This is a genomic window from Mycobacterium syngnathidarum (assembly GCF_001942625.1).
GTDB classification, from domain to species: domain Bacteria; phylum Actinomycetota; class Actinomycetes; order Mycobacteriales; family Mycobacteriaceae; genus Mycobacterium; species Mycobacterium syngnathidarum.
In genome coordinates, this window is sequence record NZ_MLCL01000039.1 from 67,991 (window position 1) to 89,912 (window position 21,922).

The following is a 21,922-nucleotide window of genomic DNA, read 5'->3' on the forward strand; positions in this document are numbered from 1 at the left end:
CCCCCTGGGAAAGTGCGGGAGGTTGCTGCGTGGCCGCACTTGACATGCCCGGCGTCGACGGGGGTCCCGCGACTATCCCACAACGGCTGTGGGACACGCACTGATGTCGTTGGTGCGCAGTGTGATTGGAGGATTCGATGGCTAGGTTGTTTGACTCGGCCCCAGCGGGGGTTGGTAACGGTCTCGTGGTGTCGAGTTCGCACGGGACGCGAATGTGGGGTGGGCATGTCTGAGGTGCCGACGAGCGAGATCGACAACACCGATCGTGATGCGATGACCAAGGCGATTGAACGGGCAATGGCCGACGATCTTGATCTGTCAGCGCTGACGTCGATGGTGCGGCCGCTGACTGCGTCACACATCGTCGACGTCCTGGAGCGCCTGGATTCCAAGCGTCGAGCCGTGCTGTACCGGCTGCTGAGCAAGGATCAGGCTCTCGAAGTGTTCGAGAATCTCGATGCCAGCCTGCAAAGCGATCTCGTCGGTGCCCTCCAAGACGACGATGTCGCCACGCTGTTCGCCGACCTGGACCCCGATGATCGCGTCGAACTCCTCGATGAGCTGCCGGCGAAGGTCGCGCGCCGGCTCATGCAAGCGCTCCCGGCGCCCGAACGAGACCTGACCGCGACCATCCTCGGCTATCCGCAGGGTTCGATCGGGCGGCGGATGAGCCCCGAGTTCGTCGCCGTCCGCCCCGACATGTCGACCACCGAAGCATTGAGCCGGGTGCAGGCCCACCTCGGGGACGCCGAAACCGTATATACGCTGCCGGTCACCGACACCCGACGGATCCTGGTGGGCATCGTGAGCCTACGTGATCTGATGACGGCACCCCAGCAAACCGCTATCGGTGACCTGATGCAGCGGCCCCACAGCATGCGGGCTACCGACGATGCCGAAGAGTCCGCTCGCCGCTGCGCCGGCCTCAAGCTCCTTGCCCTGCCCATCGTCGACAATGAGAACCGACTCGTCGGGATCCTCACCGTTGACGACGCGTTGGCGATTCTGGAGAACGCCGATTCCGAGGACCAGGCCCGCATCAGCGGTACCGAACCGCTGCGCCGGCCCTATCTGACCGCCTCGGTCGCCAGCCTGGTCCGGTCGCGGGTGGTGTGGCTGCTTGTGCTGGCTGTCGGCGCTACGCTCACTGTGCAGGTCCTCGAAGTGTTCGAAGCCACATTAGAGCAGGTGGTGACACTCGCCTTGTTTGTGCCGCTGCTGATCGGCACTGGTGGGAACACCGGGAACCAGGCCGCGACGACGGTAACCCGTGCATTGGCTCTGGGCGATGTCGGGCCACGAGACCTGGGCAAGGTGTTGTTTCGGGAGTTCCGCGTGGGCCTGTCGCTGGGCGTGTTGCTCGGCTCGCTGGCGTTCGTGGTGACCACCATCGTCTATGGCCGCGACATCGGCATGGTGATCGGGCTGACGTTCGTGAGCTTGTGCACCATGGCCGCCACGGTCGGCGGTGCAATGCCGTTGCTGGCCCGCGCTATTCGTGCTGACCCTGCGGTGTTCTCCAATCCGTTCATCTCGACGTTCGTCGATGCCACTGGCTTGATGATCTACTTCGTCATTGCCAAGACCGTGCTGGGCCTGTGAGTTACACCGGCCGGGCCCACCCGCGACATTCGCATCCCCCGCAACCGCGCGGTCGTGACGCTGGTCATCGACGTGTCGCAGTCCATGCGGGCCGGCGAACCTCCCAGGCCTACCGGGAACAAAGGCGAGCCCGTCAAGGTTGAGCCCATCAGACTGAACTTTGGAGGTTTGATGTCCGAATCAAGCGCTACGACGAGTGTTGTGCCCATCCTGTTCATCAGTGAGCCGATCGTGCTGCCCGGAATGGTGGTGCCCGTCGAGCTGGACGAGGCCGCCCGGGCAGCGGTCGACGCCGCCCAGGCCAGCGAATCCGGCAAACTGCTGATCGCCCCGCGCCTGGACGATCGCTACCCCACCCACGGGGTGATCGCGTCGATCGTGCAGGTGGGGCGCATGCCCGGTGGCGCCGAAGCCGCCGTCGTCCGCGGTGAACACCGCGCCCACATCGGTTCCGGAACCACCGGGCCCGGCGCGGCCCTGTGGGTCGAGGTGCAGGAAGCCGCCGAGACCGACACCGCGACCGACGAGACCAAGGCCCTGGCTGCCGAGTACAAGAAGCTGCTGCTGGCCATGCTGCAGCGCCGGGAAGCCTGGCAGATCGTCGACGTGGTGAACAAGATCACCGACCCGTCCGCACTGGCCGACACCGCCGGGTACGCCTCGTACCTGACCGACGTACAGAAACGGCAACTACTGGAGACCGAGGACGCGGCCGCGCGGTTGCGGCTCCTGATCGACTGGACCGGTGAACACCTGGCCGAGGTCGAGGTCAACGACAAGATCGCCGAGGACGTCCGCGCCGGCATGGACAAGCAGCAGAAGGAATTCCTGCTGCGCCAGCAGCTGGCGGCCATCCGCAAGGAACTGGGTGAGGGCGAACCGGAGGGGTCCGACGATTACCGGGCCCGGGTCGAGGCCGCCGACCTGCCCGAGAAGGTGCGTGAAGCCGCACTGCGCGAGGTCGGCAAGCTGGAACGGTCCAGCGACCAGAGCCCCGAGGGCGGCTGGATCCGCACCTGGCTGGACACCGTGCTGGACCTGCCGTGGAATGTGCGCACCGAGGACTCGGCCGATCTCAAGGGTGCCCGGGAGATCCTGGACGCCGACCACCACGGGCTGGACGACGTGAAAGACCGCATCGTCGAGTACCTGGCCGTGCGGGCGCGTCGCGCCCAGCGCGGCATGGCGATCGTCGGCGGCCGCGGGTCGGGCGCCGTGATGGTGCTGGCCGGTCCGCCCGGGGTCGGCAAGACGTCGCTGGGTGAGTCCGTGGCCCGAGCACTGGGGCGCAAGTTCGTGCGCGTGGCCCTGGGCGGCGTCCGCGACGAAGCCGAGATCCGGGGTCACCGGCGCACCTACGTCGGTGCGCTGCCGGGTCGCGTCGTGCGGGCGATCGGCGAGGCGGGTTCGATGAATCCCGTTGTGCTGCTGGACGAGATCGACAAGGTGGGCTCGGACTACCGAGGCGACCCGTCGGCCGCGCTGCTGGAGGTGCTGGACCCGGCGCAGAACCACACGTTCCGCGACCACTACTTGGATCTGGACCTGGACCTGTCCGACGTGGTGTTCCTGGCGACGGCCAACGTCATCGAGAACATCCCCTCAGCCCTGCTGGACCGGATGGAACTGGTACAGATCGACGGCTACACCGAGGACGACAAGGTCGCGATCGCGCGGGACTACCTGCTGCCCCGGCAGGCCGAACGCGCGGCCCTGACCGAGTCCGAGGTGACGGTGACCGACGCGGCGCTGCGCAAGATCGCCGCCGACTACACCCGCGAGCCGGGCGTGCGCCAGTTCGAGCGGCTGCTGGCCAAGGCGCTGCGCAAGGTGACGACGAAGCTCGACTCCAGCGACGAACCGGTGGCCATCGACGAGCCGGATCTCGTTGAGTACCTGGGTCGTCCACGGTTCACCCCCGAATCCACCGAGCGCACCGCGGTGCCGGGTGTGGCGACGGGTCTGGCCGTCACCGGGCTGGGCGGCGATGTCCTCTACATCGAGGCCAACGCCAACGACGGAGAGCCAGGCCTGAAGCTCACCGGGCAACTGGGCGATGTGATGAAGGAGTCGGCGCAGATCGCGCTGTCCTATGTGCGGGCCCACGCCGAACAGCTCGGGGTCGACCCGAAGGCGCTGGACCGCCAGATCCACGTGCACGTGCCCGCGGGCGCGGTGCCCAAGGACGGTCCGTCGGCCGGCGTCACGATGGTCACGGCACTGGTGTCGATGGCCACCGGGCGGCAGGTGCGCGGCGATGTCGGCATGACCGGCGAGGTCACGCTGAACGGCCGGGTGCTGCCGATCGGCGGCGTGAAGCAGAAGCTGCTCGCCGCACAGCGCGCCGGGCTGAAGACGGTCTTCATCCCGCAACGCAACGAGCCCGATCTGGATGAGGTCCCGGCCGAGGTGCTGGAAGCGTTGGAGGTCAAACCGATGACCGATGTCGCCGACATCATCGCCGCGGCGCTGGAACCGATCCGCGAGGACGCGTCGATCGCCGCGTAACGACGGGCGGGCGGTTTATCCGTCCGGCATTCGGGTCAATCTGGCCATGATGGACGGAACCGAGCTCGACCAGTGGGACCCTGACGTGGCCCGGCAGGTGAAATCCCTGGCCGACCCGATCGTCAAGTGGTGGTTCCGTTCCGAGGTGCGGGGCCTGGAAAACATCCCTGGCGACGGCGCTGCCCTCGTCGTCGCCAATCACTCCGGCGGCATGCTCACACCCGATGTGCTGGTCTTCGCTCCGGCGTATTACCGGCACTTCGGGTATGAGCGTCCGCTGTACACGCTCGCTCACTACGGTGTGCTGCTCGGACCCACCGGGGCGCTGTTGCGGCGGCTGGGGATCGTCCACGCCAGCCGCGAGAACGCCGCGGCGGCCCTGCATTCGGGTGCTCTCGTACTGGTGTTTCCCGGCGGCGACTATGACGCCTACCGGCCTACCGCCGAAGCGAACGCCATCGACTTCAACGGGCGGACCGGATACGTGCGTACCGCACTCGCCGCCGGTGTCCCGATCGTGCCCACCGTCTCGATCGGCGCCCAGGAAAGCCAGCTGTTCCTCACCCGAGGCCACCGGCTCGCCAAGCGGCTCGGGCTGCCCCGCTTCCGACTGGACATCCTTCCGGTGAGCATCGGCATCCCGTTCGGCCTCAGTGTCATCGTGCCGCCCAACCTGCCGCTGCCCACCAAGGTGATCACCGAAGTCCTGCCGCCGATCGACATCACCGCTCGATTCGGCACCGACCCCGATATCCACGAGGTCGACGCCCATATCCGCACCGTCATGCAGACCGCACTCGACCGGCTGGCTTCGCAGCGGCGCTTCCCCATCCTGGGCTGACCCTGGCCGCCGACGGTGCGATCGGAAGGGCCTGTTCAGGTAAGCCTCGCTAGGGTTGCCTCATGATCGATCTTCGTGATCTCAAGCGGCGCATCGTCCACGGCACCCAACGCCGCCTCGTAAACCCCATCGGCCGCCGGCTGCCCGTCACCATGCTGGAGACCATCGGTCGCAAAACCGGCCGGCCACGGCACACCGCCGTCGGCGGCAGGGTGATCGGTGACCAGTTCTGGATGGTCTCCGAACACGGCGACCGGTCGCACTATGTGCTCAACATCAGGGCCAACCCCGCTGTGCGAGTCCGCATCAACGGGCACTGGCGCAGTGGGACCGCGCACCTGCTGCCCGACGACGACCCGGTCGCACGATTGAAAGAGCTGCCAACGCTCAACAGTGCGGTGGTCCGTGCCGCGGGCACCGACCTGCTCACCCTCCGCATCGACCTCGACTGACATGGCCTTCGATCCGAATCTGGCCGACCGCATCCGGGAGCTGGCGGCAGCCGAAAGCGGTATCGACGAGAAGCGCATGTTCGGCGGATTGGCGTTCCTGATCAACGGCAACATGGCCGTCGCGGCAACCCGGGAAGGCGGCCTGATGGTGCGGGTGGCGCGGGGCGACAGCGACAAGCTGCTGCAACGCGACCACGTCGAGCCGATGATGATGGGCGGCCGGGAGATGCGGGGATGGCTGCGGATCGCGGGCCCCGGCGTGAAGACCAAACGCCAACTCCAATCGTGGGTCGCCCGGGGAATCGAGTACGCCAAGAGCCTGCCGCCCAAGTAATTTCCGGGACGCCGAGCAGAATCACCATTAACATAGAGCCCGCCTGACAACGACGGGGGCGCGTTTTTCCATGCTGACCGCAGTACGCAAGATTCTCGGCTTCCAGATGACCATCGCCGAGTGGATCGGCACCGCCATCATCCTGGCGGTTCCCTATCTGCTGATCGGTTTGGTCTGGTCGCTCACCCACACCGGGCACCTGGCCGGCATGCACGGCGCCGACGCCACGGTGTCCTTCCTGGGTTCCATCGTCTCCTGGCCCGTGCTGCTGTTCACCAACGTGTGCATGAGCTGACGAGGAGACGGCGCATGATTTCGACCCCCGCCAACCGGATCTCGATCACCCGGCGCACCTCACGTTGGTCCGACGAGGACGTCACCATCGCCGACGCGATGGACCTGTGGGGGTTCGCCGCCGGCGCGGCCAACGTGATCATGCAGTTGGCCGCGCCGGGTGTCGGCTACGGAGTCGTCGAGAGCACCGTGGATTCCGGCAACCTGCTCAAGCACCCGTGGAAGCGGGCCCGCACCACCCTCAGCTACCTGGCGGTGGCCATCCTCGGCAAACCCGAGGACCGTGCGGCGTTCCGCGACGCCGTCGACGCCGCGCATCGGCAGGTCCGGTCCGGACCCACAAGTCCCGTGCAGTACAACGCGTTCGACCGCAACCTGCAGCTGTGGGTGGCGGCCTGCCTGTTCGTCGGGTTGGAGGATGTCTACCAGCTCTTGCGAGGCGAGATGACAAACGCCCAAGCAGAGCAGTTCTACCAATCCGCGGCAACACTGGGCACCACCCTGCAGGTCAGCCCCGAACAGTGGCCCGCGACACGGCCGGAGTTCGACACGTACTGGGACGCCGCCTGTGCCCAAGTGGAGATGGATGACGTCGTCAGGACGTACCTGCACGATCTGGTGGACCTGAGAATGATCAACCCCTTGCTGCGGATACCGTTTCGGCCGCTGCTGAAATTCCTCACGGTCGGCTTTCTCGCCCCGGTGTTCCGCAATGCCGTCGGCTTCGGCTGGGGCCCGCGCCGACAGCGCCTGTTCGAATGGCTGTTTTGGACAGTGGCTTTCGGCAACCGCTTCCTGCCGGTGTTCATCCGACAGGGCGGCAGTTACCTGCTGCTCGCCGACGTCCGCCGGCGTGTGGCCGCCGGCAAGGCGCTGATCTGATGGACCGGATCCGCCGCGCCCTGAGCTACAAGCTCAGCGTCGAGCAGCTGCTCGAGACCCTCATGTGGTTGTCCCTGCCGTACCTGGTGATCGGCCTGGTCTGGACGTTCTTCCATCCCGAGCAGGTCCAGCTCATCGAGGCGAGCCTGCTGACCAAGTTCCCGGCCGGTGCCGATCTGGTGGCCTTCGGTCAGGTGACGCTGTTGTGGCCGGTGCTGTTACTGGGCGCCGACGTGTGCGTCACGATGTGAACGCCACAGCAGCCGAAAACCCGACGCTACCGCCCGGGTAGGTACCTCGATTGGCTAGGGTCTTGCGTCGTGAAGGCTTGCCTCATCCGCTGTGCAATCTTTGGCGCCGCCGCGATCGCGCTTTCCGGATGCGCGTCGGGAACCGTTGTCAACACCGATGATGCCGCGCCGCCGGCACCCACGAGCACCACCACGGCACCACCGGTGTTCGGTACCGCGCACCTGGTGAACGCTGCCGACTACCTGCTCGAGGTCGACGGCCGCAAGGCCTACTACTTCAGCACCCCGAGCGGACGCTGGCAGTGCGCGATCCTGCCCCGCGAACGGGCCGGCTGCCAAGCCGCCGGCGGTACCTCGTCGATGGCTGTGACCGGAGCACCCGAAGAGGTGCCCGACCCCGCCGGCGGCACGGCGGCACCGAATGCCCTTGTGCTGGACCGGGCCAACGACGCCCAGTTCGCCAACCTGGCACAGCCCGAATTCGCGCAACCGGCCGCCGTGGTGCTGCCATTCGGGAAGGTGCTGGCGGTGGCCGGATTCCGCTGCAACGTCCAGGAGCAGTCCGGGGTGTCGTGTGTGCGGGAGTTGTCCGGCCGAGGTTTCACCTTCTCGGCCGAGGGCTACACCCTGCGGTACACGGACGTCCCCTAGCGATGGCACATGATCAGGATCGGCACCTCGGGTTGGTCATACGACCATTGGACCGATGTGCTCTATCCCCGCGGCACACCGGCGAAATCCCGACTGGCCCACTACGTCGGCGAATTCGACACCGTCGAACTCAACGGCAGCTTCTACCGCTGGCCCGCTGACACCACGTTCACCGGGTGGCGCGACCAGATGCCCGACGGTTTCACCATGTCGGTCAAGGCGCACCGCGGGTTGACCCACTATCGGCGGCTGCGCTCGCCGGAGAGCTGGACACCGAGGTTCGAGGAGTATTGGAAAGTGTTCGACGCGCACAACGAAGCGCTGCTGGTTCAGCCGCATCCCGCCCTCGAACGCGACGACGAACTGCTGACCGGGTTCCTGTCGCAGCTCCCCCGCCAGATCCGGGTGGCGATGGAGCTGCGCCACCCCTCGTGGGATGTGCCTGCGGTGTATGAGCTGCTGGAACGGCACGGGGCCGCCTATGTGGTGATGAGCGGTCCCGGATTGACCTGCAGGCAGGTCGCCACCAGCGACCTGGTCTACGTTCGCATGCACGGCCCGGGCGAAGGCGGTATCTACGCGGGCTGCTATTCCGACGACGAGTTGCAGAGATGGGCACAGCAGATCCGCGAGTGGGATCGGGACGGGCACCGGGTCGTTGTCTACTTCAACAACGATCTCGGTGGTCATGCGGTACGTAACGCCCGGAAACTGAAGCAAATGCTGTCGGGCGAGTAGGCTGAGTTGGCATGACCACGTCGTCCACATTCGCGATCGTCGGCGGTGGGCTGGCCGGCGCCAAGGCCGCTGAAGCTTTGCGGGACAATGACTTTGACGGCCATGTCGTGTTGTTCGCCGCCGAAGACCGGCTTCCCTACGAGCGTCCGCCGCTGTCCAAGGAGTACCTCGCGGGCAGGAAGACTCTCGATGACTTCACCGTCGATCCGGCGGCCTGGTATCGCGACCACAACGTCGAGGTGCGGCTGGGCACCGAAGTCAGCGCCCTCAACCCCGCCGAACACACGCTCGCACTTCCCGACGGCAGCACGGTCGGCTACGACAAGCTGCTGCTGGCCACCGGGTCCTCATCGCGGCGGCCGCCGATCCCCGGATCGGATGCGGCTGGGGTGCACTACCTGCGCACGATCGACGACGCCGCGACCTTGAGTGCGGTATTGCGCCCGGGGGCGACACTGGCCGTCGTCGGCGCCGGCTGGATCGGGCTGGAGGTAGCCGCCGGTGCCCGTGGCCGCGACGTGGACGTCACCGTCGTCGAAACCGCCCGCCTGCCGCTGCTGGCCGCCCTGGGCGCCGAAGTCGGCGAGGTGTTCGCACAGTTGCACCGCGACCATGGCGTCGATCTGCGGTTGAACCAATCGGTTCAGGAGGTCACCACCGACAACGGCACCGCCACCGGGCTGCGTCTCGGTGACGGCTCGACCGTTCCCGCCGACGCGGTGCTGATCGCCGTCGGCGCGGCGCCGAACATCGGGCTGGCCGAACGGGCCGGTCTGGCCGTCGGAGACGGCGGGGTCCTCGTCGACGCATCGCTGCGCAGCAGCGACCCCGACATCTACGCCGTCGGCGACATCGCCGCCGCCCAGCACCCCTTCTTCGGGATGCGGATCCGCACCGAGCACTGGGCCAACGCGCTCAAACAGCCCGCGGTGGCCGTCGCGGGGATGCTGGGCCGAGGCCCGGAATCCGCCCGAGAGTACACAGAACTGCCTTATTTCTTCACCGATCAGTACGACCTCGGCATGGAATACGCCGGACACGCACCGGAATATCAGCGGGTGGTTTTCCGCGGCGACGTTGCTGGACGAGAGTTCGTCGCGTTCTGGCTCGACGGCGCGAACCGGGTTCTGGCGGGGATGACTGTCAACGTGTGGGACGTCCTTGACGACGTCAAGGCGCTGATCCGGTCGGCCGCCCCGGTCGATCCGGAACGCATCGCCGACCCGGCAAAGCCCCTGCCGGTCGGGTAGCTGCCGGCCCGGCGTCCGACGTGCGGGCGAAACCCGTGCAGCGCAACAACATTCTCGCGGGGTCAGGGGCACACGCTAACGTGCATGAGACACGTGCCGGTATCGCCCCGCCCGCGTGCCCCAACCACGACGGCAGGAAGGTGAGCATCCGGTGAATGTCGCGCCCGACGAGCTGACCGGCACCGAGCAGGCAGTGCTGCTGGTACTCATGGCCGAGTCCCGCCCGGTGCCCAACCCCGAACTGGACCGGCTCGGACCCAAACTCGACAAGCCGAAGCGCGACCGGCTCAACCGGTTGGGCCTGATCGAGTCCACCGGCACCCGGCCCGTCGTCCACGAACTGACCGATGCCGGCTGGGCCATGTGCCGGTCACTTTTCGGCGCAGATGCGCCGCCCCGGTCCACCGGGCAGGGCAAGGCGCTCTACACACTGCTGGGCGCGCTGCATCGCTACTTCGAGCGAGCCGAGCTCGTACCCGCCGACGTGTTCCTGCCTGCCGAGCGACCCGCTGAGGTGCCCGTACCGGCGACCGGGGCAGGTCCCGAAATCCAGTTGCGTACCGCCTACGCCGGGCTGGCTGCCCGGCCCGGCGGCTGGGTGAGCCTGCTGCGGCTGCGCCAGGCCGTACCCGGCCTACCCAGACCGACCGTCGACGCCGCGCTGATCAGCCTCTATCAGCAACCCGGCGTCAGCCTGATCCCCGAGGAGAACCAGAAGGTGCTGACCCCCGCCGACCGCGAAGCCGCGGTGGAGATAGGTAACCAGGACAAGCATCTGATCGCGATCGAGTCCTGATGGAGTTACAGCACCGCGAAGCGCTCAGCGCGCTTCGTCTGACCTGGGCGCCGACCGCCGACGATCTGTGGCATTCGCAGGGCGCGCTGCACGTGCGCGGTCTGCACGACCGGCCGATGGCCGACGTGATGGCCGCCTTCGGCGACGCCGAACGGGAGTCCGACTCCAGCCCGCTGGGCGTGGTGGTACGCGGCCCGGCGGGTTCGGGCAAGACCCACCTGCTGGGGCAGGTACGCGAACAGGTGCAGACCAGCGGCGGTTTCTTCTTCCTCGTCGAACTGCTCGATGCGGCGAGTTTCTGGCAGTCCGCCCGCGCAGGCATCCTGGAAAGCCTGGGCCGGCCGGGCAGCGAGCGCGAAACCCAGCTGAAAGACCTGCTGTGGGAACTGTCTTCGGTGGCCCACATCTCCCGCGCCAACCGCCGGGCAGTGATCGGCGACGACGACCTGACCCCCGAGATCCTCACCGACTTCGTCAACTCACTGCACAAAGTCCACCGCCACACCGTCAAACGCGCGCACCACACGCTGCGCGCCCTGGTGTTGCTCGGTGCCGGCGATCTCGACCTTCAGGATGTCGGTGAGGCATTCCTGACCGGCAGCGGTGAGAAAGAAGCCTGGGGGCTGCCCGCGCCGGTGCTCACCCCGCAGGAGTCGGTGCGCGACATCTCCCGGCTGATCGCGCTGGCCGGGCCGTCGGTTCTGGCCATCGACCAGATCGACACCCTGCTGGCCCAGTCCACCGATCGAACCGACACCACCACAGACTCCGGTGGTACGGGCCGCTCCGCGAGCAACCGCGACCTCGAACACATCGCGCACGGTCTGATGTCGATCCGCCAGACCATGCGGCGCACCGTCGGCGTGGTGGCCTGCCTGCCCGCGGCCTGGGAAGCGATCCAGGACCGCGCCACGGCCACCGTTCAGGACCGCTTCCGGACCACCGCGCTGCTGCAGGGCCTGCCGACACCGGAGGTGGGCCGCGCCATCCTGGAACGGCGGTTCACCGCCAGCTACTCAGCGATCGGATTCGCCGCGCCATATCCGAGCTGGCCGATCCTGCCCTCGGCGTTTGACGAGGCGACCCAGTACACGCCACGCCAGCTGCTCAAACGCGCCGACACGCATGTGCGCCAATGCCTGGAACACGACACGATCGAAGAACTGTCCCAACTCACCGGTGAGGTCGCCACACCCCACGAGCCCACCGGCAACGGCGCCGCGCTCGGGGACACCGGCGAACTGGACCGCCGCTTCGCCGACTACCGGCGCCGTGCGGTGACCGTGGCCGCGCTGGACCCCGACGGCGAGGACACCACGATGCCCGGCCTGCTCTCGGCGGCGCTGGACGCCTGGATCACCGAGCTGGGCGAGGCCGGGCAGGCGTTTCGGCCCGATCCACTTCCGGGCCAGCGGGTGGTGCTGCACGGCCGGCTGCGCCAGACCCTCGACGCCGCGACCGACGACGAACGGCACTGGGCATTTCGCGCGATCTCGTCCGGCAACGCCGTCGCGGTGCAGAACCGGGTTCGAAAGGCCTGGGAGGCGACAGGCTTCAACCCCGACCGGCGTCGGCTGTTCCTGCTGCGGAACACCGGGTGGCCCAAGGGCGCGAAGACCGCGGTGATGATCGCCGAGTTCGAGGCGGCCGGCGGCCGGGTGCTGCCGATGAGTGAGGACGACGTACGCACCATGACGGCGCTGCGCGATCTGATCGACGACAACCACCCCGACCTGCCCGAGTGGCTACGCCGGCGCCGCCCCGCCCACGGGATCGGCTGGCTGCGCGCCGCCCTCGGAGAGATCGCGGGCGATCCGCCGCCCCCGGCTCAGATCGACGTGGACGACGAGCTCGCGACCGGACCGATACGGACGCAGACTCCTGCGCCGGTCAGCATCGAGCACTCGCCCACCGCGGTCACCCTGGGCCTCGACAGCGCCGGCGGGCGTCCGGTGTCCGTCGACCTGGCTGCGCTGCGTAAACACACCGCGATCTTCGCCGGCTCCGGATCGGGCAAAACCGTGCTGATCCGGCGACTGGTCGAGGAGTGCGCGCTGCGCGGCGTGTCCTCGATCGTGCTGGACCCCAACAACGACCTGTCCCGGCTGGGTGTGCGTTGGCCCGACAATCCCCCGGGCTGGAATCCGGCCGACGACGAACGTGCCGAGGCATACTTCGACAACGCCGAGGTCGTGGTGTGGACGCCGCGCCGCTCGACCGGTCGGCCGCTGGCCTTCTCGCCGCTCCCCGATTTTGCCAGTGTCATCGACGACGACGACGAGTTCTCCGACGCCGTCGAATCCGCTGTCGCCGCACTGGAACCCCGCGCCCTGATCGCCGGCAACACCGCCAAGGCCGAGCGGTCCCGCGCCGTGTTGCGCGAGGCGCTGCGGTTCTACGGGGCCCAGCCGATGGTAACCCTGGGCGGGTTCATCGACCTGCTCGGCAACCTGCCGGTCGAAGTCAGCGCGTTGGGCGGGGCACAGAAGCTGGCCGCCGAGCTGGCTCAGAACCTGCGCGCGGCCACCGTCAACGATCCGCTGTTCGGCGGCACCGGCACTGCCGCAGATCCCGGGATGCTGCTGACTCCGTCCCCGGGTTATCGCGCCCGGGTGTCGGTGATCAGCATGGTCGGCCTGACCAGCGACCAACAACGCGAGGGGTTCGTCAACCAGTTGCAGATGGCGCTGTTCGCCTGGATCAAGCGCAACCCGGCCGGGGACCGGCCGCTGGGCGGGCTGCTGGTGATGGACGAGGCACAGAACTTCGCGCCGTCCAGTCACACGACCGCCTCCACCCACAGCACCCTGGCGCTGTCCTCGCAGGCCCGAAAGTACGGGCTGGGACTGGTTTTCGCCACGCAGTCCCCACGCGGGCTGCACAACCACATCCCCGGCAACGCCACCACGCAGTTCTACGGGCTGCTGAACTCCCCCGCCCAGATCGCCGTGGCCCGGGAGATGGCCCGGGTGAAGGGCGGTCACGTGCCCGACATCAGCAAGCTGCGGTCAGGCCAGTTCTATGTGGCCTTGGAAGGCAATGCTTTTCACAAGGTCCAGACACCCTGGTGCCTGTCGAGTCATCCGCCCAGCCCGCCGACCACCGACGAGGTTCTGGCGCTGGCCCAGCGGGAACTGGCGGCGCGCTAAAGCAGGGTCGCGCTGCCGTCGGCGTGCACCTGAACCTTGGCCCCGGCGATGTCCCCCGACATCGTCGCCGCGGCCTGGGACTCGTCGACGATCCGGGCCAGCGTGCGTGCGTCCTCGGGGGTGCGTACCGCCAGGAAGGCCCGTTCCGCGGTGCCGTCACGCCCCACCGGCGTGGTCCAGGATTCCACGGTGCCGGTGCCGGCGAAGTCCACCTGCAGCTGCCGTGTCGGCTCCGCATCCACCTCGGATTGCACGTCCTGCCAACGGAATTCATCTGTTGGCGGCTCGGTGCCGTACACGCCGAAGCTGTGCTTGGTGAGGTAACCGCCGTTGGCGGTGACCAGGCCCCGGGTCCCGGGATTTGCCACGAGTCGCTCGGCCATGGTGGCGATCGAATGGGACACGTAGTTGTTCCACGGCCCGCCCGCGAATGTCAGCCCGCCGGTCACCGTCAGCGGCCGCAACGGATCATCCAGGGGCAGACCGAGCTCGGCCGCCGCCACCTGCACCGCCGACGGGAAGCACGAATACACGTCGACGAAATCCAACTCGTCGGCCGTCACCCCGGCCAGCTCCAGGACTCGGCGCCCGGCGATGCGGATCGCCGGTGACCGATAGAACTCGGCCCGCTCTCCGATCGCGTACGTATCGTGCGAGTCTGTCCCGGCATACGGGAAAACCCAACGGTCGGAAGGGATCTGGAGATATGTCGCCTTCTCGACCGTCGTCAGGATCAGCACCGCGCCCTGGTCCACCATGTTGTTGGAGTTCATCAGCTTGGTGTAGGGCCAGCTGATCATCCGATTGTCCGGGCCGGGTTGCCAGATCTGCTCGGCGGGCACCGCCTCGGAGCTCCAGGCATGCGGGTTGTCGGCCGCCACCGCACTGAACCGCGACCACAGCCGGCCGATCCGCTTTCGGTGCTCGTCGCTGGTCTCGCCGCCCGCGATCCGCAGTGCCTGCTCGAACATCGGGTACACATAGGCCGGCCGGTCGAGCTTGATGCGCAGCTCGGCCTCGCCGGCCATCGGCACCCCGTCATGCGCACCCGTGGCCTCGGGTACGGATTCGTCCTGGCGCGTCCATTCCGGTTTGATCCCGCGGGCGCGCAACCGGCTGCGGGTCCGCCAGGTCTCGGCACCGGCGATCAGCACCACCTCGGCCCGCCCGCCCTGCAGATCCCGGCAAGCCTCGTTCACCAGCGTCTGCGGAACGTTGCCGCCGACCCCGGTGTAGCGCGTCGCGGCCTTCTCGGCCCGGATACGCTGCGCCAGCAGCAAACCCGGATCGCGGTAATGCCAGGACAGCAGGTTGACGATTCGTACCGAATCGACCGCCTCGAGCACCCGTGGGTCAGCGGCGGACCGGGCCGCAGCAACCATCAGATCGACCGGTTCGACATCCGGTTGCTCCTGCCGTTGGTTGACCTGGCCGTAGCCCACCAGTACCGGGGTTCGCGGGTCGAGAGTGCGCGGGACCGTCATGCCCACGAACCTAGCCGACGCAGGACACGACCCCCACGCACGCACTGGCCGTTGGTTGATCGGTATGAATTCGGGTACTTGGATCGCGGGCGCCATTCACCGACACCGGCCACTATGGAGAACATGAGCGACGCGACTGTCTCAACGGCATTGACCGACACGGAACTCGAGCAGCTCAACGCGTACTGGCGGGCGGCCAACTACCTGTCCGTCGGTCAGATCTATCTGTTGGACAACCCGCTGCTCACCGAGCCGCTGGCCGCCGAACACGTCAAACCGCGGCTGCTCGGGCACTGGGGCACCACCCCGGGATTGAACCTGCTCTACACCCATCTCAATCGGATCATCCGGGAGCGCGACGCGAACGTCATCTACGTCACGGGCCCCGGCCACGGCGGACCGGGCCTGGTGGCCAACGCCTATCTGGAAGGCACCTACAGCGAGGTCTACACCGGCATCGGGCAGGACACCGATGGTCTGCGGAAGCTGTTCCGCCAGTTCTCCTTTCCCGGTGGGATCCCGAGCCACGTGGCAGCCGAAACCCCCGGCTCCATCCATGAGGGCGGCGAACTCGGATACGCGTTGGTGCACGCCTACGGCGCCGCGTTCGACAACCCGGACCTGGTGGTGGCCTGCGTCGTCGGCGACGGCGAGGCCGAAACCGGCCCGCTGGCCGCCAGCTGGCACTCAAACAAGTTCCTCAACCCGGTCGTCGACGGCGCAGTGCTGCCGATCCTGCACCTCAACGGCTACAAGATCGCCAATCCCACGGTGCTGTCCCGTATTCCGCAAGAAGAGCTCGAATCGCTGTTCTACGGCTACGGCTACCGCCCCATCACCGTGGCCGGCGACGACCCGGACATCGTGCATCAGCAGCTGGCCACCGCCATGGACGAGGCGTTCGACCAGATCGCAGCCATCCAACGTGCCGCCCGCCTCGACGGCGAGCCGGGCCGGCCGCTGTGGCCGATGATCATCCTGCGCACCCCCAAAGGCTGGACCGGGCCGCGCGAGGTGGACGGGAAGCAGGTCGAAGACACCTGGCGGTCCCACCAGGTGCCGCTGTCGGAGACTCGGACCAACCCGTCGCACATGGCACAACTCGAGACGTGGTTGCGCAGCTACCGGCCCGAAGAATTGTTCGACGCCACCGGGGCGCTGCGGCCCGAGCTACGCGCGCTGGCGCCCTCGGGCACCCGCCGGATGAGCGCCAACCCGCATGCCAACGGCGGATTGCTGCTCCGTGATCTCGACCTGCCCGATTTCACCGAATATGCAGTTCCCGTGCGCAAGCCGGCAACCGCGACCGCCGAGGCCACCCGGGTGCTCGGCACGTTCCTGCGCGATGTCATCGCCGACAATCCGGACCGCTTCCGGCTGATGGGTCCGGACGAAACGGCATCGAACCGCCTGGGCGCAGTGCTGGAGAAGACCGACAAAGCCTGGCAGGCCGAAACGCTGCCCGTCGACGAGAATCTGGCACCCGACGGCCGGGTGATGGAAGTCCTGTCCGAACATCTGTGCCAGGGCTGGCTGGAGGGCTACCTGTTGACCGGGCGGCACGGGTTGTTCAACTGCTACGAGGCCTTCGTCCACATCGTCGACTCGATGCTCAACCAACACGCCAAATGGTTGTTCAGCAGTTCTCACCTGACATGGCGCCGACCGATCGCGTCGCTCAACTACCTGCTGACCTCCCATGTATGGCGCCAAGACCACAACGGCGCGTCGCATCAGGATCCCGGCTTCATCGACCACGTCGCCAACAAACGACCCGAAGTGGTGCGCGTCTACCTGCCGCCGGACGCCAACACCCTGTTGTCGGTCGCCGACCACTGTCTGCGCAGCCGCCAGTACGTCAATGTCATCGTGGCCGGCAAGCAACCCGCCCTGACCTACCTCACGATGGACGAGGCCGTCGCGCACTGCACCCGCGGGTTGGGAATCTGGGAATGGGCGAGCAATACGACCGGCGAACCCGATGTGGTGCTGGCCTGCGCGGGCGACATCCCGACGCTGGAGACCCTGGCGGCCGCCGACATCCTGCGCCGCCGCCTGCCCGAGGTGAAGGTCAGGGTGGTCAACGTCGTCGACATCATGCGCCTGCAACCCGAGTCCGAACATCCGCACGGGCTGTCCGAGCGTGAGTTCGATTCGATCTTCACCACCGACAAGCCGGTCATCTTCGCCTACCACGGCTACCCGTGGCTGATCCACCGGCTGGCCTACCGGCACACCAACCACGCCCAACTGCACGTGCGCGGGTTCAAGGAGCGGGGCACGACGACGACGCCGTTCGACATGGTGATGCTCAACGACCTCGACCGGTTCCATCTCGTCATGGACGTGATCGACCGCGTCGAGGGGCTGTCGGCCAGTGCGGCCGGGCTGCGTCAGGAGATGGTCGATGCACGATTGGCCGCCCGCAGCTACACCCGTGAACACGGCGAGGACGATCCCGCGATCGCCAACTGGACCTGGGAGCCGATGTGACCTGGGTAATTGCGCCGCACCGGTAAGATTGCCGAGTCATGTCTGATCAGAGCGCCGTGGCCGCGCATCCTCATCCGCTGGTGGCCCAGCTCTCGGCATTGCATCACTTCCGGATCTACGCCGACATCGGCATCGTCGTCGTCATCCTCACGGTGACCAACCTGATCGCGCACTTCACCACTCCCTGGGCCAGCATCGCCACCGTCCCGGCGGCCGCAGTCGGTCTGCTGATCCTGGTGCGAGCCCGTGGCCTGGGCTGGGCCGAACTGGGGCTGGGTCGCGAACACTGGCGCTCCGGTGTCGGCTACGCACTGGCGGCCGTGGCGCTGGTGGTCTCGGTGATCGCGATCGGGACGATGCTGCCGTGGACCCGTCCGATGTTCATGAACGACAACTACGCCACCATCTCGGGTGCACTGCTCGCGTCGATGGTCATCATCCCGCTGCAGACGGTGATCCCCGAGGAGCTGGCATTCCGCGGAGTGCTCCACGGAGCCCTCAACCGGGCCTGGGGTTTTCGCGGAGTCGCCGCAGGTGGCTCATTGCTTTTCGGCCTGTGGCACATCGCCAGTTCGCTCGGGTTGACGAGTGAGAACGTCGGCTTCACCCGACTGTTCGGGGGCGGCATCTTCGGCATGGTCGCCGGTGTGGTGCTGGCCGTCGTGGCCACCGGCATCGCCGGCTTCGTCTTCACCTGGCTGCGCCGGCGCAGCGGCAGCCTGATCGCCCCGATCGCGCTGCACTGGTCACTCAACGGCGTCGGCGCGTTGGCAGCCGCCGTGGTCTGGCATCTGTCGACCTAACCGCCGGCGCCCCGGCTCAATTCGCGGCGCGGCGACGCGCCCGGAGCTCCCGATTCTTCAACTTGTTCCCGCACTCTGAGCTACCCGCGAAGCACCGCAGCACCCGCGATACGTCCCGCGCTCAGATCCGCCAGCGCCTCGTCCGCACGGTCCAGTGCGTACACCGGAGTGCTGACCGCCATCCGGTGCTCACCGGCGAATGCCAGGAAATCACGCGCGTCGGAACGGGTGTTGGCGGTGACCGACCGGATCTCGCGTTCCTGGAACAGATGTCGTTGATAGTCCAGGGCCGGGATGTCGCTGAGGTGAATGCCCGCGATCGCCAGCACACCGCCCCGGTCGAGCGCTGCCATCGCGGGCAGCACCAGGTCCCCCACCGGCGCAAACAGAATCGCGGCATCCAGTGGTTCCGGCGGCATTTCGGCGCTGCCCTGCACCGACGATGCCCCCAGCTCCAGGGCAAGTGCACGCGCCCGCTCGCCACGGGTCATCACGTGCACCCGGGCCCCCTGAGCCAATGCCACCTGCGCGGTCAGGTGCGCACTACCGCCGAAGCCATAGAGCCCCAGTCGCCCGCCCGGCGGCAGATCCGTACGCGACAGCGCGCGGTAGCCGATGATCCCAGCACACAACAGCGGCGCCAGCTCGACATCGGAGTACCCGGAAGGCAGGCGCAGCGCGAAAGCGGCCGGGACGGTGGTGAATTCGGCGTAGCCGCCGTCGGCGTCCCAACCGGTGTACAACGAGGACGGACAGAGATTTTCCCGGCCACGCAGACAGTAGCGGCAGCGCCCACAGGTGTGCCGTAGCCAGGCCACCCCGACGCGATCACCCGGCGTGAACCCGCCGCCGGCATCGGCACCGATCGCGACCACCTCGCCGACCACCTCGTGCCCGGGTATCACCCGCGGCCGGTGTACGGCCAGATCCCCTTCGGCGACATGCAGATCTGTTCGGCACACGCCGCAGGCCAGCACCTTGACCAGCAGTTCGCCGGCCCCCGGCTGCGGAATCGGCACACTGACGCGGCGCAGCGGATGCGAACCGACGGGGCCCGGGGCTACGACCTGCCAGGCCGTCATGGCCCCCGAGCCCATCACCGGCGCCAGCTCAGCTGCGCCGGCGCACCAGCCCGACGATCCAGAGCAGGATCACCGAACCCAGGATTGCCGTGAAGAGGGTGAACCACCACCCGCCGGACGCGGTGTCGACGAAAAAGCTGAGCAGGAATCCGCCGATGAGCGCACCGACTACGCCGATGACGATGTTCATCAGAATGCCGGCACCGCCGCCGTCGACGATTTTGCCTGCGATCCAGCCGGCGAGCGCGCCGATGATGATGTAGCCGATCCAGCCAACACTGGTCAGCGTGGAGGAACGAGCCAGGATTTCGGTAGCCGCCATTACATCCATTGCAGATCTCCTGCCTGTCACTGGCCGGCCCAGCGGGCTCGCTGAGCCACACCCCAGGTGTACCTCCCGAACGTAACGATTCGGTTGGCGGTTTGGGAACGATCAGCGTTCCTCCGCAGATTCCCCAACCCGCCGCCACCGCAGGTCACGCACGGCCAGGCAAACGAAGATCACATTGTCGCGACGGGCGCGTATGGCTACCGTGGGAATCATCTGGCAACTGGCCGCGAACATACTGTCAGCGCCACGCGAGGTACCCCGCCTCAGGCCGAGAGGGGGGCTATGTACTGCATATTTGCTACGGAGCATGGTGGTGGGCCGAGCCGCTCCGGACGCCGACTCCGGCCGGCTTCAGGCCGGGCAGCTACCGCACATCCACCTCAGGCGCCACACTGGCAACACGCGTCACACCCGGTAGCCAGCAAACGTTTTCCGGCCATCGGCGGAGGAGGGCACATGAGAACATTGGTCGGCTTGGCCGCCTGCATGTTGGCGGCCGGGGGCATCGCACTGGCCGGCGCCGCACCGGCGAGCGCCGGCTGTCAGGGCGGCTGGACCCCCTGGGGCGGCGGCACCACCTGCGACGGGCCCGTCGGCCACGACGGCAGCTTTCAGCGGTGCGTCACTGCGGGCGCGATGGGCTTCGGCGGAACGAACTGCTACCAGATGAACGTCAACAACCTCGGCGGCAAGGTGCCGTACGTCGGCCCCTGAGGACCGACGTACCACACCGCACGGCTATCAGGCCGGAGGCTGCATTTCCGGCGGAGCGTCGGTGACCGGCACCGGCACGCCGACACCCGGATGCGCCGGATCGGCCGGGGGCGGCGGCGAGTTCGGGTCAGGAGCGGCCGCCGCCGGCGGCGTCCACGGCCGGATCGAGTTGGCCAGTGTCGCGGCAGCAGCCTTGTCCACCGGATTGCTGGCCGAGCCCAACCACACCACGAACCAACGTTCCGGTGCGCGTTGCCCGCGCGGGGTTCCCGGGGGCGACGGCGCACCGACCACGCCGGCCCAGATCTGGCCGTTGGGCTTGTTGGTATCGGTGAACTTCACCTCGTAGTACGACGCGACGCCGGTGAGCCCGTTGGCGTCGAGCGGCACGGTCTCCTGATTCACCCGGGTCCCGGGGAACGGCATGAAGAACTCACCCATGTCGGAGGCCAGCCGGACCGCCGCCTTGGCGTTGTCGGCCTCGGCACCGGCGAACAGCTTCAGATCCAGCCGCCCCAGCAGCACACTCGTGTCGTTCGGCGGCTCAGGAGTGCCCTCCGGCGGGATCTTGGTCAACAACGCCTGCCCGTAAGACAACTGAGTTGCGTCCGAAACCTTCCACCCACCGGGCACCACATAGCTGAACCCGCCCGCGGCATTGTCGACACGACCCGGCTCCGGAGCGGGCGGGGCGGGCGGCGGGACCGGTGCATTGGGATCGACGGGCGCCGGAGCGGGAGCGGGCGCACCGGGAGCCGGCGGCGGAGCCGGCGCGGGCACACCGGGAGCCGGCGGCGGGGCGGGAGCGGGAGCAGGCGGCGGGGCGGGAGCGGGAGCCCCAGGCGCGGGAGCCGGAGTGGGTGCAGGCGGCGGGGCGGGAGCGGGAGCGGGCGCCGGAGCACCGGGCACAGCCGGGGCGGGGGCCGGCGGCGGCGGGGGCACCGGCTCGGGATCCGCATGGGCCACCGCGGGCAGCGCAACGGCCGCGGCGGTCGCACCGGTCATCGCAACCAGCGCCAGCTTCTTCGACAGACCTCTGCGCCGATGTGACATCGCATCCGACTCGTCCATGGGGAAGAAACTACCGTGTTACGGCCGTGACGCAAGTGTGAGTTGCTCTTAGAGTGCCAAAAAGTATGATTGCGACAGATGGGATATCTGCAGCTGAACGGCAGCTTGCCTGATTGCTGGCACACGAGTGCGCCGGGCGCCACGCCGGGCTTGGCAACCCACCTTCGCCACCCGCGGTGTCGACACCCTCAACCCG

The 21,922-nt window shown here is 67.7% G+C and carries 20 protein-coding genes and 1 pseudogene; 17 read left to right on the forward strand and 4 right to left on the reverse strand.

Annotated features, from left to right (window positions below; all coding sequences use genetic code 11):
• Nucleotides 1–225 precede the first annotated feature (225 nt).
• The 14 genes and pseudogenes from mgtE (at nt 226) to BKG60_RS12620 (ending at nt 13,748) form a co-directional block, all read left to right on the forward strand.
• Nucleotides 226–1,602 carry a magnesium transporter gene (mgtE, locus tag BKG60_RS12560; RefSeq protein WP_070945303.1) on the forward strand — a complete coding sequence of 459 codons (1,377 nt, stop codon included), beginning with the start codon at nt 226–228 and terminating at the stop codon, nt 1,600–1,602.
• Nucleotides 1,603–1,699: pseudogene (locus tag BKG60_RS32465) on the forward strand (hypothetical protein); the annotation flags it as partial.
• A 74-nt stretch (nt 1,700–1,773) separates the two neighbouring features.
• Nucleotides 1,774–4,110: an endopeptidase La gene (gene lon, locus BKG60_RS12565; RefSeq protein WP_070945390.1), complete on the forward strand. Its 2,337-nt coding sequence runs from the start codon at nt 1,774–1,776 to the stop codon at nt 4,108–4,110.
• 49 nt (nt 4,111–4,159) lie between these two features.
• On the forward strand, nt 4,160–4,951 hold the full coding sequence (locus tag BKG60_RS12570) for a lysophospholipid acyltransferase family protein (protein ID WP_083339280.1): 792 nt from the start codon (nt 4,160–4,162) through the stop codon (nt 4,949–4,951).
• 62 nt (nt 4,952–5,013) lie between these two features.
• The gene (locus BKG60_RS12575) at nt 5,014–5,403 is read left to right on the forward strand and encodes a nitroreductase/quinone reductase family protein (RefSeq protein WP_070945301.1); all 390 of its coding nucleotides are present in this window, start codon (nt 5,014–5,016) and stop codon (nt 5,401–5,403) included.
• A gap of 1 nt (nt 5,404) precedes the next feature.
• Nucleotides 5,405–5,737 (forward strand): TfoX/Sxy family protein, encoded by a 333-nt coding sequence (locus BKG60_RS12580; protein WP_070945300.1) that lies wholly within the window; start codon nt 5,405–5,407, stop codon nt 5,735–5,737.
• 70 nt (nt 5,738–5,807) lie between these two features.
• Nucleotides 5,808–6,032, forward strand: a complete 225-nt coding sequence (locus BKG60_RS12585; protein WP_070945299.1) for a hypothetical protein — start codon at nt 5,808–5,810, stop codon at nt 6,030–6,032.
• Between the two features lie 14 nt (nt 6,033–6,046).
• Nucleotides 6,047–6,913: an oxygenase MpaB family protein gene (locus BKG60_RS12590; protein WP_070945298.1), complete on the forward strand. Its 867-nt coding sequence runs from the start codon at nt 6,047–6,049 to the stop codon at nt 6,911–6,913.
• Complete coding sequence (locus tag BKG60_RS12595) at nt 6,913–7,164, forward strand: hypothetical protein (RefSeq protein WP_070184985.1); 252 nt, start codon at nt 6,913–6,915, stop codon at nt 7,162–7,164. The genes BKG60_RS12590 and BKG60_RS12595 overlap by 1 nt, the downstream gene beginning before the upstream one ends.
• A gap of 69 nt (nt 7,165–7,233) precedes the next feature.
• A complete protein-coding gene (locus BKG60_RS12600) occupies nt 7,234–7,815 on the forward strand; it encodes a hypothetical protein (protein WP_070945297.1) in 582 nt (193 codons plus the stop codon).
• 9 nt (nt 7,816–7,824) lie between these two features.
• Complete coding sequence (locus tag BKG60_RS12605) at nt 7,825–8,553, forward strand: DUF72 domain-containing protein (protein ID WP_070945296.1); 729 nt, start codon at nt 7,825–7,827, stop codon at nt 8,551–8,553.
• Between the two features lie 11 nt (nt 8,554–8,564).
• Complete coding sequence (locus tag BKG60_RS12610; protein WP_070945295.1) at nt 8,565–9,803, forward strand: NAD(P)/FAD-dependent oxidoreductase; 1,239 nt, start codon at nt 8,565–8,567, stop codon at nt 9,801–9,803.
• A 151-nt stretch (nt 9,804–9,954) separates the two neighbouring features.
• A complete protein-coding gene (locus BKG60_RS12615) occupies nt 9,955–10,599 on the forward strand; it encodes a hypothetical protein (protein WP_070945389.1) in 645 nt (214 codons plus the stop codon).
• Nucleotides 10,599–13,748 carry a helicase HerA domain-containing protein gene (locus tag BKG60_RS12620; protein ID WP_070945294.1) on the forward strand — a complete coding sequence of 1,050 codons (3,150 nt, stop codon included), beginning with the start codon at nt 10,599–10,601 and terminating at the stop codon, nt 13,746–13,748. Before BKG60_RS12615 ends, BKG60_RS12620 begins: the two co-directional genes overlap by 1 nt.
• Here the strand turns inward: BKG60_RS12620 and BKG60_RS12625 are convergent.
• On the reverse strand, nt 13,745–15,232 hold the full coding sequence (locus BKG60_RS12625; RefSeq protein WP_070946169.1) for an acetyl-CoA acetyltransferase: 1,488 nt from the start codon (nt 15,230–15,232) through the stop codon (nt 13,745–13,747). The genes BKG60_RS12620 and BKG60_RS12625 overlap by 4 nt on opposite strands.
• 123 nt (nt 15,233–15,355) lie before the next feature.
• Between BKG60_RS12625 and BKG60_RS12630 the strand changes: the two genes are divergently transcribed.
• Both BKG60_RS12630 and BKG60_RS12635 read left to right on the forward strand, forming a co-directional pair.
• Complete coding sequence (locus BKG60_RS12630; protein ID WP_070946182.1) at nt 15,356–17,725, forward strand: phosphoketolase family protein; 2,370 nt, start codon at nt 15,356–15,358, stop codon at nt 17,723–17,725.
• A 38-nt stretch (nt 17,726–17,763) separates the two neighbouring features.
• Nucleotides 17,764–18,528, forward strand: coding sequence for a CPBP family intramembrane glutamic endopeptidase (locus tag BKG60_RS12635; RefSeq protein ID WP_070184978.1), 765 nt, complete (start codon nt 17,764–17,766; stop codon nt 18,526–18,528).
• An 80-nt stretch (nt 18,529–18,608) separates the two neighbouring features.
• On the opposite strand, the gene BKG60_RS12640 is transcribed toward BKG60_RS12635, so the two are convergent.
• Nucleotides 18,609–19,625, reverse strand: a complete 1,017-nt coding sequence (locus tag BKG60_RS12640) for a zinc-binding alcohol dehydrogenase family protein (RefSeq protein ID WP_120764906.1) — start codon at nt 19,623–19,625, stop codon at nt 18,609–18,611.
• Between the two features lie 13 nt (nt 19,626–19,638).
• On the reverse strand, nt 19,639–19,941 hold the full coding sequence (locus tag BKG60_RS12645; RefSeq protein ID WP_070946168.1) for a GlsB/YeaQ/YmgE family stress response membrane protein: 303 nt from the start codon (nt 19,939–19,941) through the stop codon (nt 19,639–19,641).
• A gap of 456 nt (nt 19,942–20,397) precedes the next feature.
• On the opposite strand from BKG60_RS12645, the gene BKG60_RS12650 reads away from it, so the two are divergent.
• A complete protein-coding gene (locus tag BKG60_RS12650) occupies nt 20,398–20,655 on the forward strand; it encodes a CDGP domain-containing protein (protein ID WP_070946167.1) in 258 nt (85 codons plus the stop codon).
• 27 nt (nt 20,656–20,682) lie between these two features.
• Here BKG60_RS12650 and BKG60_RS12655 read toward each other — a convergent pair whose 3' ends face one another.
• Nucleotides 20,683–21,726 (reverse strand): alanine and proline-rich secreted protein Apa, encoded by a 1,044-nt coding sequence (locus tag BKG60_RS12655; RefSeq protein WP_075909664.1) that lies wholly within the window; start codon nt 21,724–21,726, stop codon nt 20,683–20,685.
• Nucleotides 21,727–21,922 lie beyond the last annotated feature (196 nt).

What these genes read in the sequence shown, in the direction of transcription:
- mgtE (WP_070945303.1), top strand. Translation starts at nt 226, where the DNA reads ATGTCTGAGGTGCCGACGAGCGAGATCGACAACACCGATCGTGATGCG.
- lon (WP_070945390.1), top strand. Translation starts at nt 1,774, where the DNA reads ATGTCCGAATCAAGCGCTACGACGAGTGTTGTGCCCATCCTGTTCATC.
- BKG60_RS12570 (WP_083339280.1), top strand. Translation starts at nt 4,160, where the DNA reads ATGGACGGAACCGAGCTCGACCAGTGGGACCCTGACGTGGCCCGGCAG.
- BKG60_RS12575 (WP_070945301.1), top strand. Translation starts at nt 5,014, where the DNA reads ATGATCGATCTTCGTGATCTCAAGCGGCGCATCGTCCACGGCACCCAA.
- BKG60_RS12580 (WP_070945300.1), top strand. Translation starts at nt 5,405, where the DNA reads ATGGCCTTCGATCCGAATCTGGCCGACCGCATCCGGGAGCTGGCGGCA.
- BKG60_RS12585 (WP_070945299.1), top strand. Translation starts at nt 5,808, where the DNA reads ATGCTGACCGCAGTACGCAAGATTCTCGGCTTCCAGATGACCATCGCC.
- BKG60_RS12590 (WP_070945298.1), top strand. Translation starts at nt 6,047, where the DNA reads ATGATTTCGACCCCCGCCAACCGGATCTCGATCACCCGGCGCACCTCA.
- BKG60_RS12595 (WP_070184985.1), top strand. Translation starts at nt 6,913, where the DNA reads ATGGACCGGATCCGCCGCGCCCTGAGCTACAAGCTCAGCGTCGAGCAG.
- BKG60_RS12605 (WP_070945296.1), top strand. Translation starts at nt 7,825, where the DNA reads ATGATCAGGATCGGCACCTCGGGTTGGTCATACGACCATTGGACCGAT.
- BKG60_RS12610 (WP_070945295.1), top strand. Translation starts at nt 8,565, where the DNA reads ATGACCACGTCGTCCACATTCGCGATCGTCGGCGGTGGGCTGGCCGGC.
- BKG60_RS12620 (WP_070945294.1), top strand. Translation starts at nt 10,599, where the DNA reads ATGGAGTTACAGCACCGCGAAGCGCTCAGCGCGCTTCGTCTGACCTGG.
- BKG60_RS12625 (WP_070946169.1), bottom strand. Translation starts at nt 15,232, where the DNA reads ATGACGGTCCCGCGCACTCTCGACCCGCGAACCCCGGTACTGGTGGGC.
- BKG60_RS12630 (WP_070946182.1), top strand. Translation starts at nt 15,356, where the DNA reads ATGAGCGACGCGACTGTCTCAACGGCATTGACCGACACGGAACTCGAG.
- BKG60_RS12635 (WP_070184978.1), top strand. Translation starts at nt 17,764, where the DNA reads ATGTCTGATCAGAGCGCCGTGGCCGCGCATCCTCATCCGCTGGTGGCC.
- BKG60_RS12640 (WP_120764906.1), bottom strand. Translation starts at nt 19,625, where the DNA reads ATGGGCTCGGGGGCCATGACGGCCTGGCAGGTCGTAGCCCCGGGCCCC.
- BKG60_RS12645 (WP_070946168.1), bottom strand. Translation starts at nt 19,941, where the DNA reads ATGGATGTAATGGCGGCTACCGAAATCCTGGCTCGTTCCTCCACGCTG.
- BKG60_RS12650 (WP_070946167.1), top strand. Translation starts at nt 20,398, where the DNA reads ATGAGAACATTGGTCGGCTTGGCCGCCTGCATGTTGGCGGCCGGGGGC.
- BKG60_RS12655 (WP_075909664.1), bottom strand. Translation starts at nt 21,726, where the DNA reads ATGGACGAGTCGGATGCGATGTCACATCGGCGCAGAGGTCTGTCGAAG.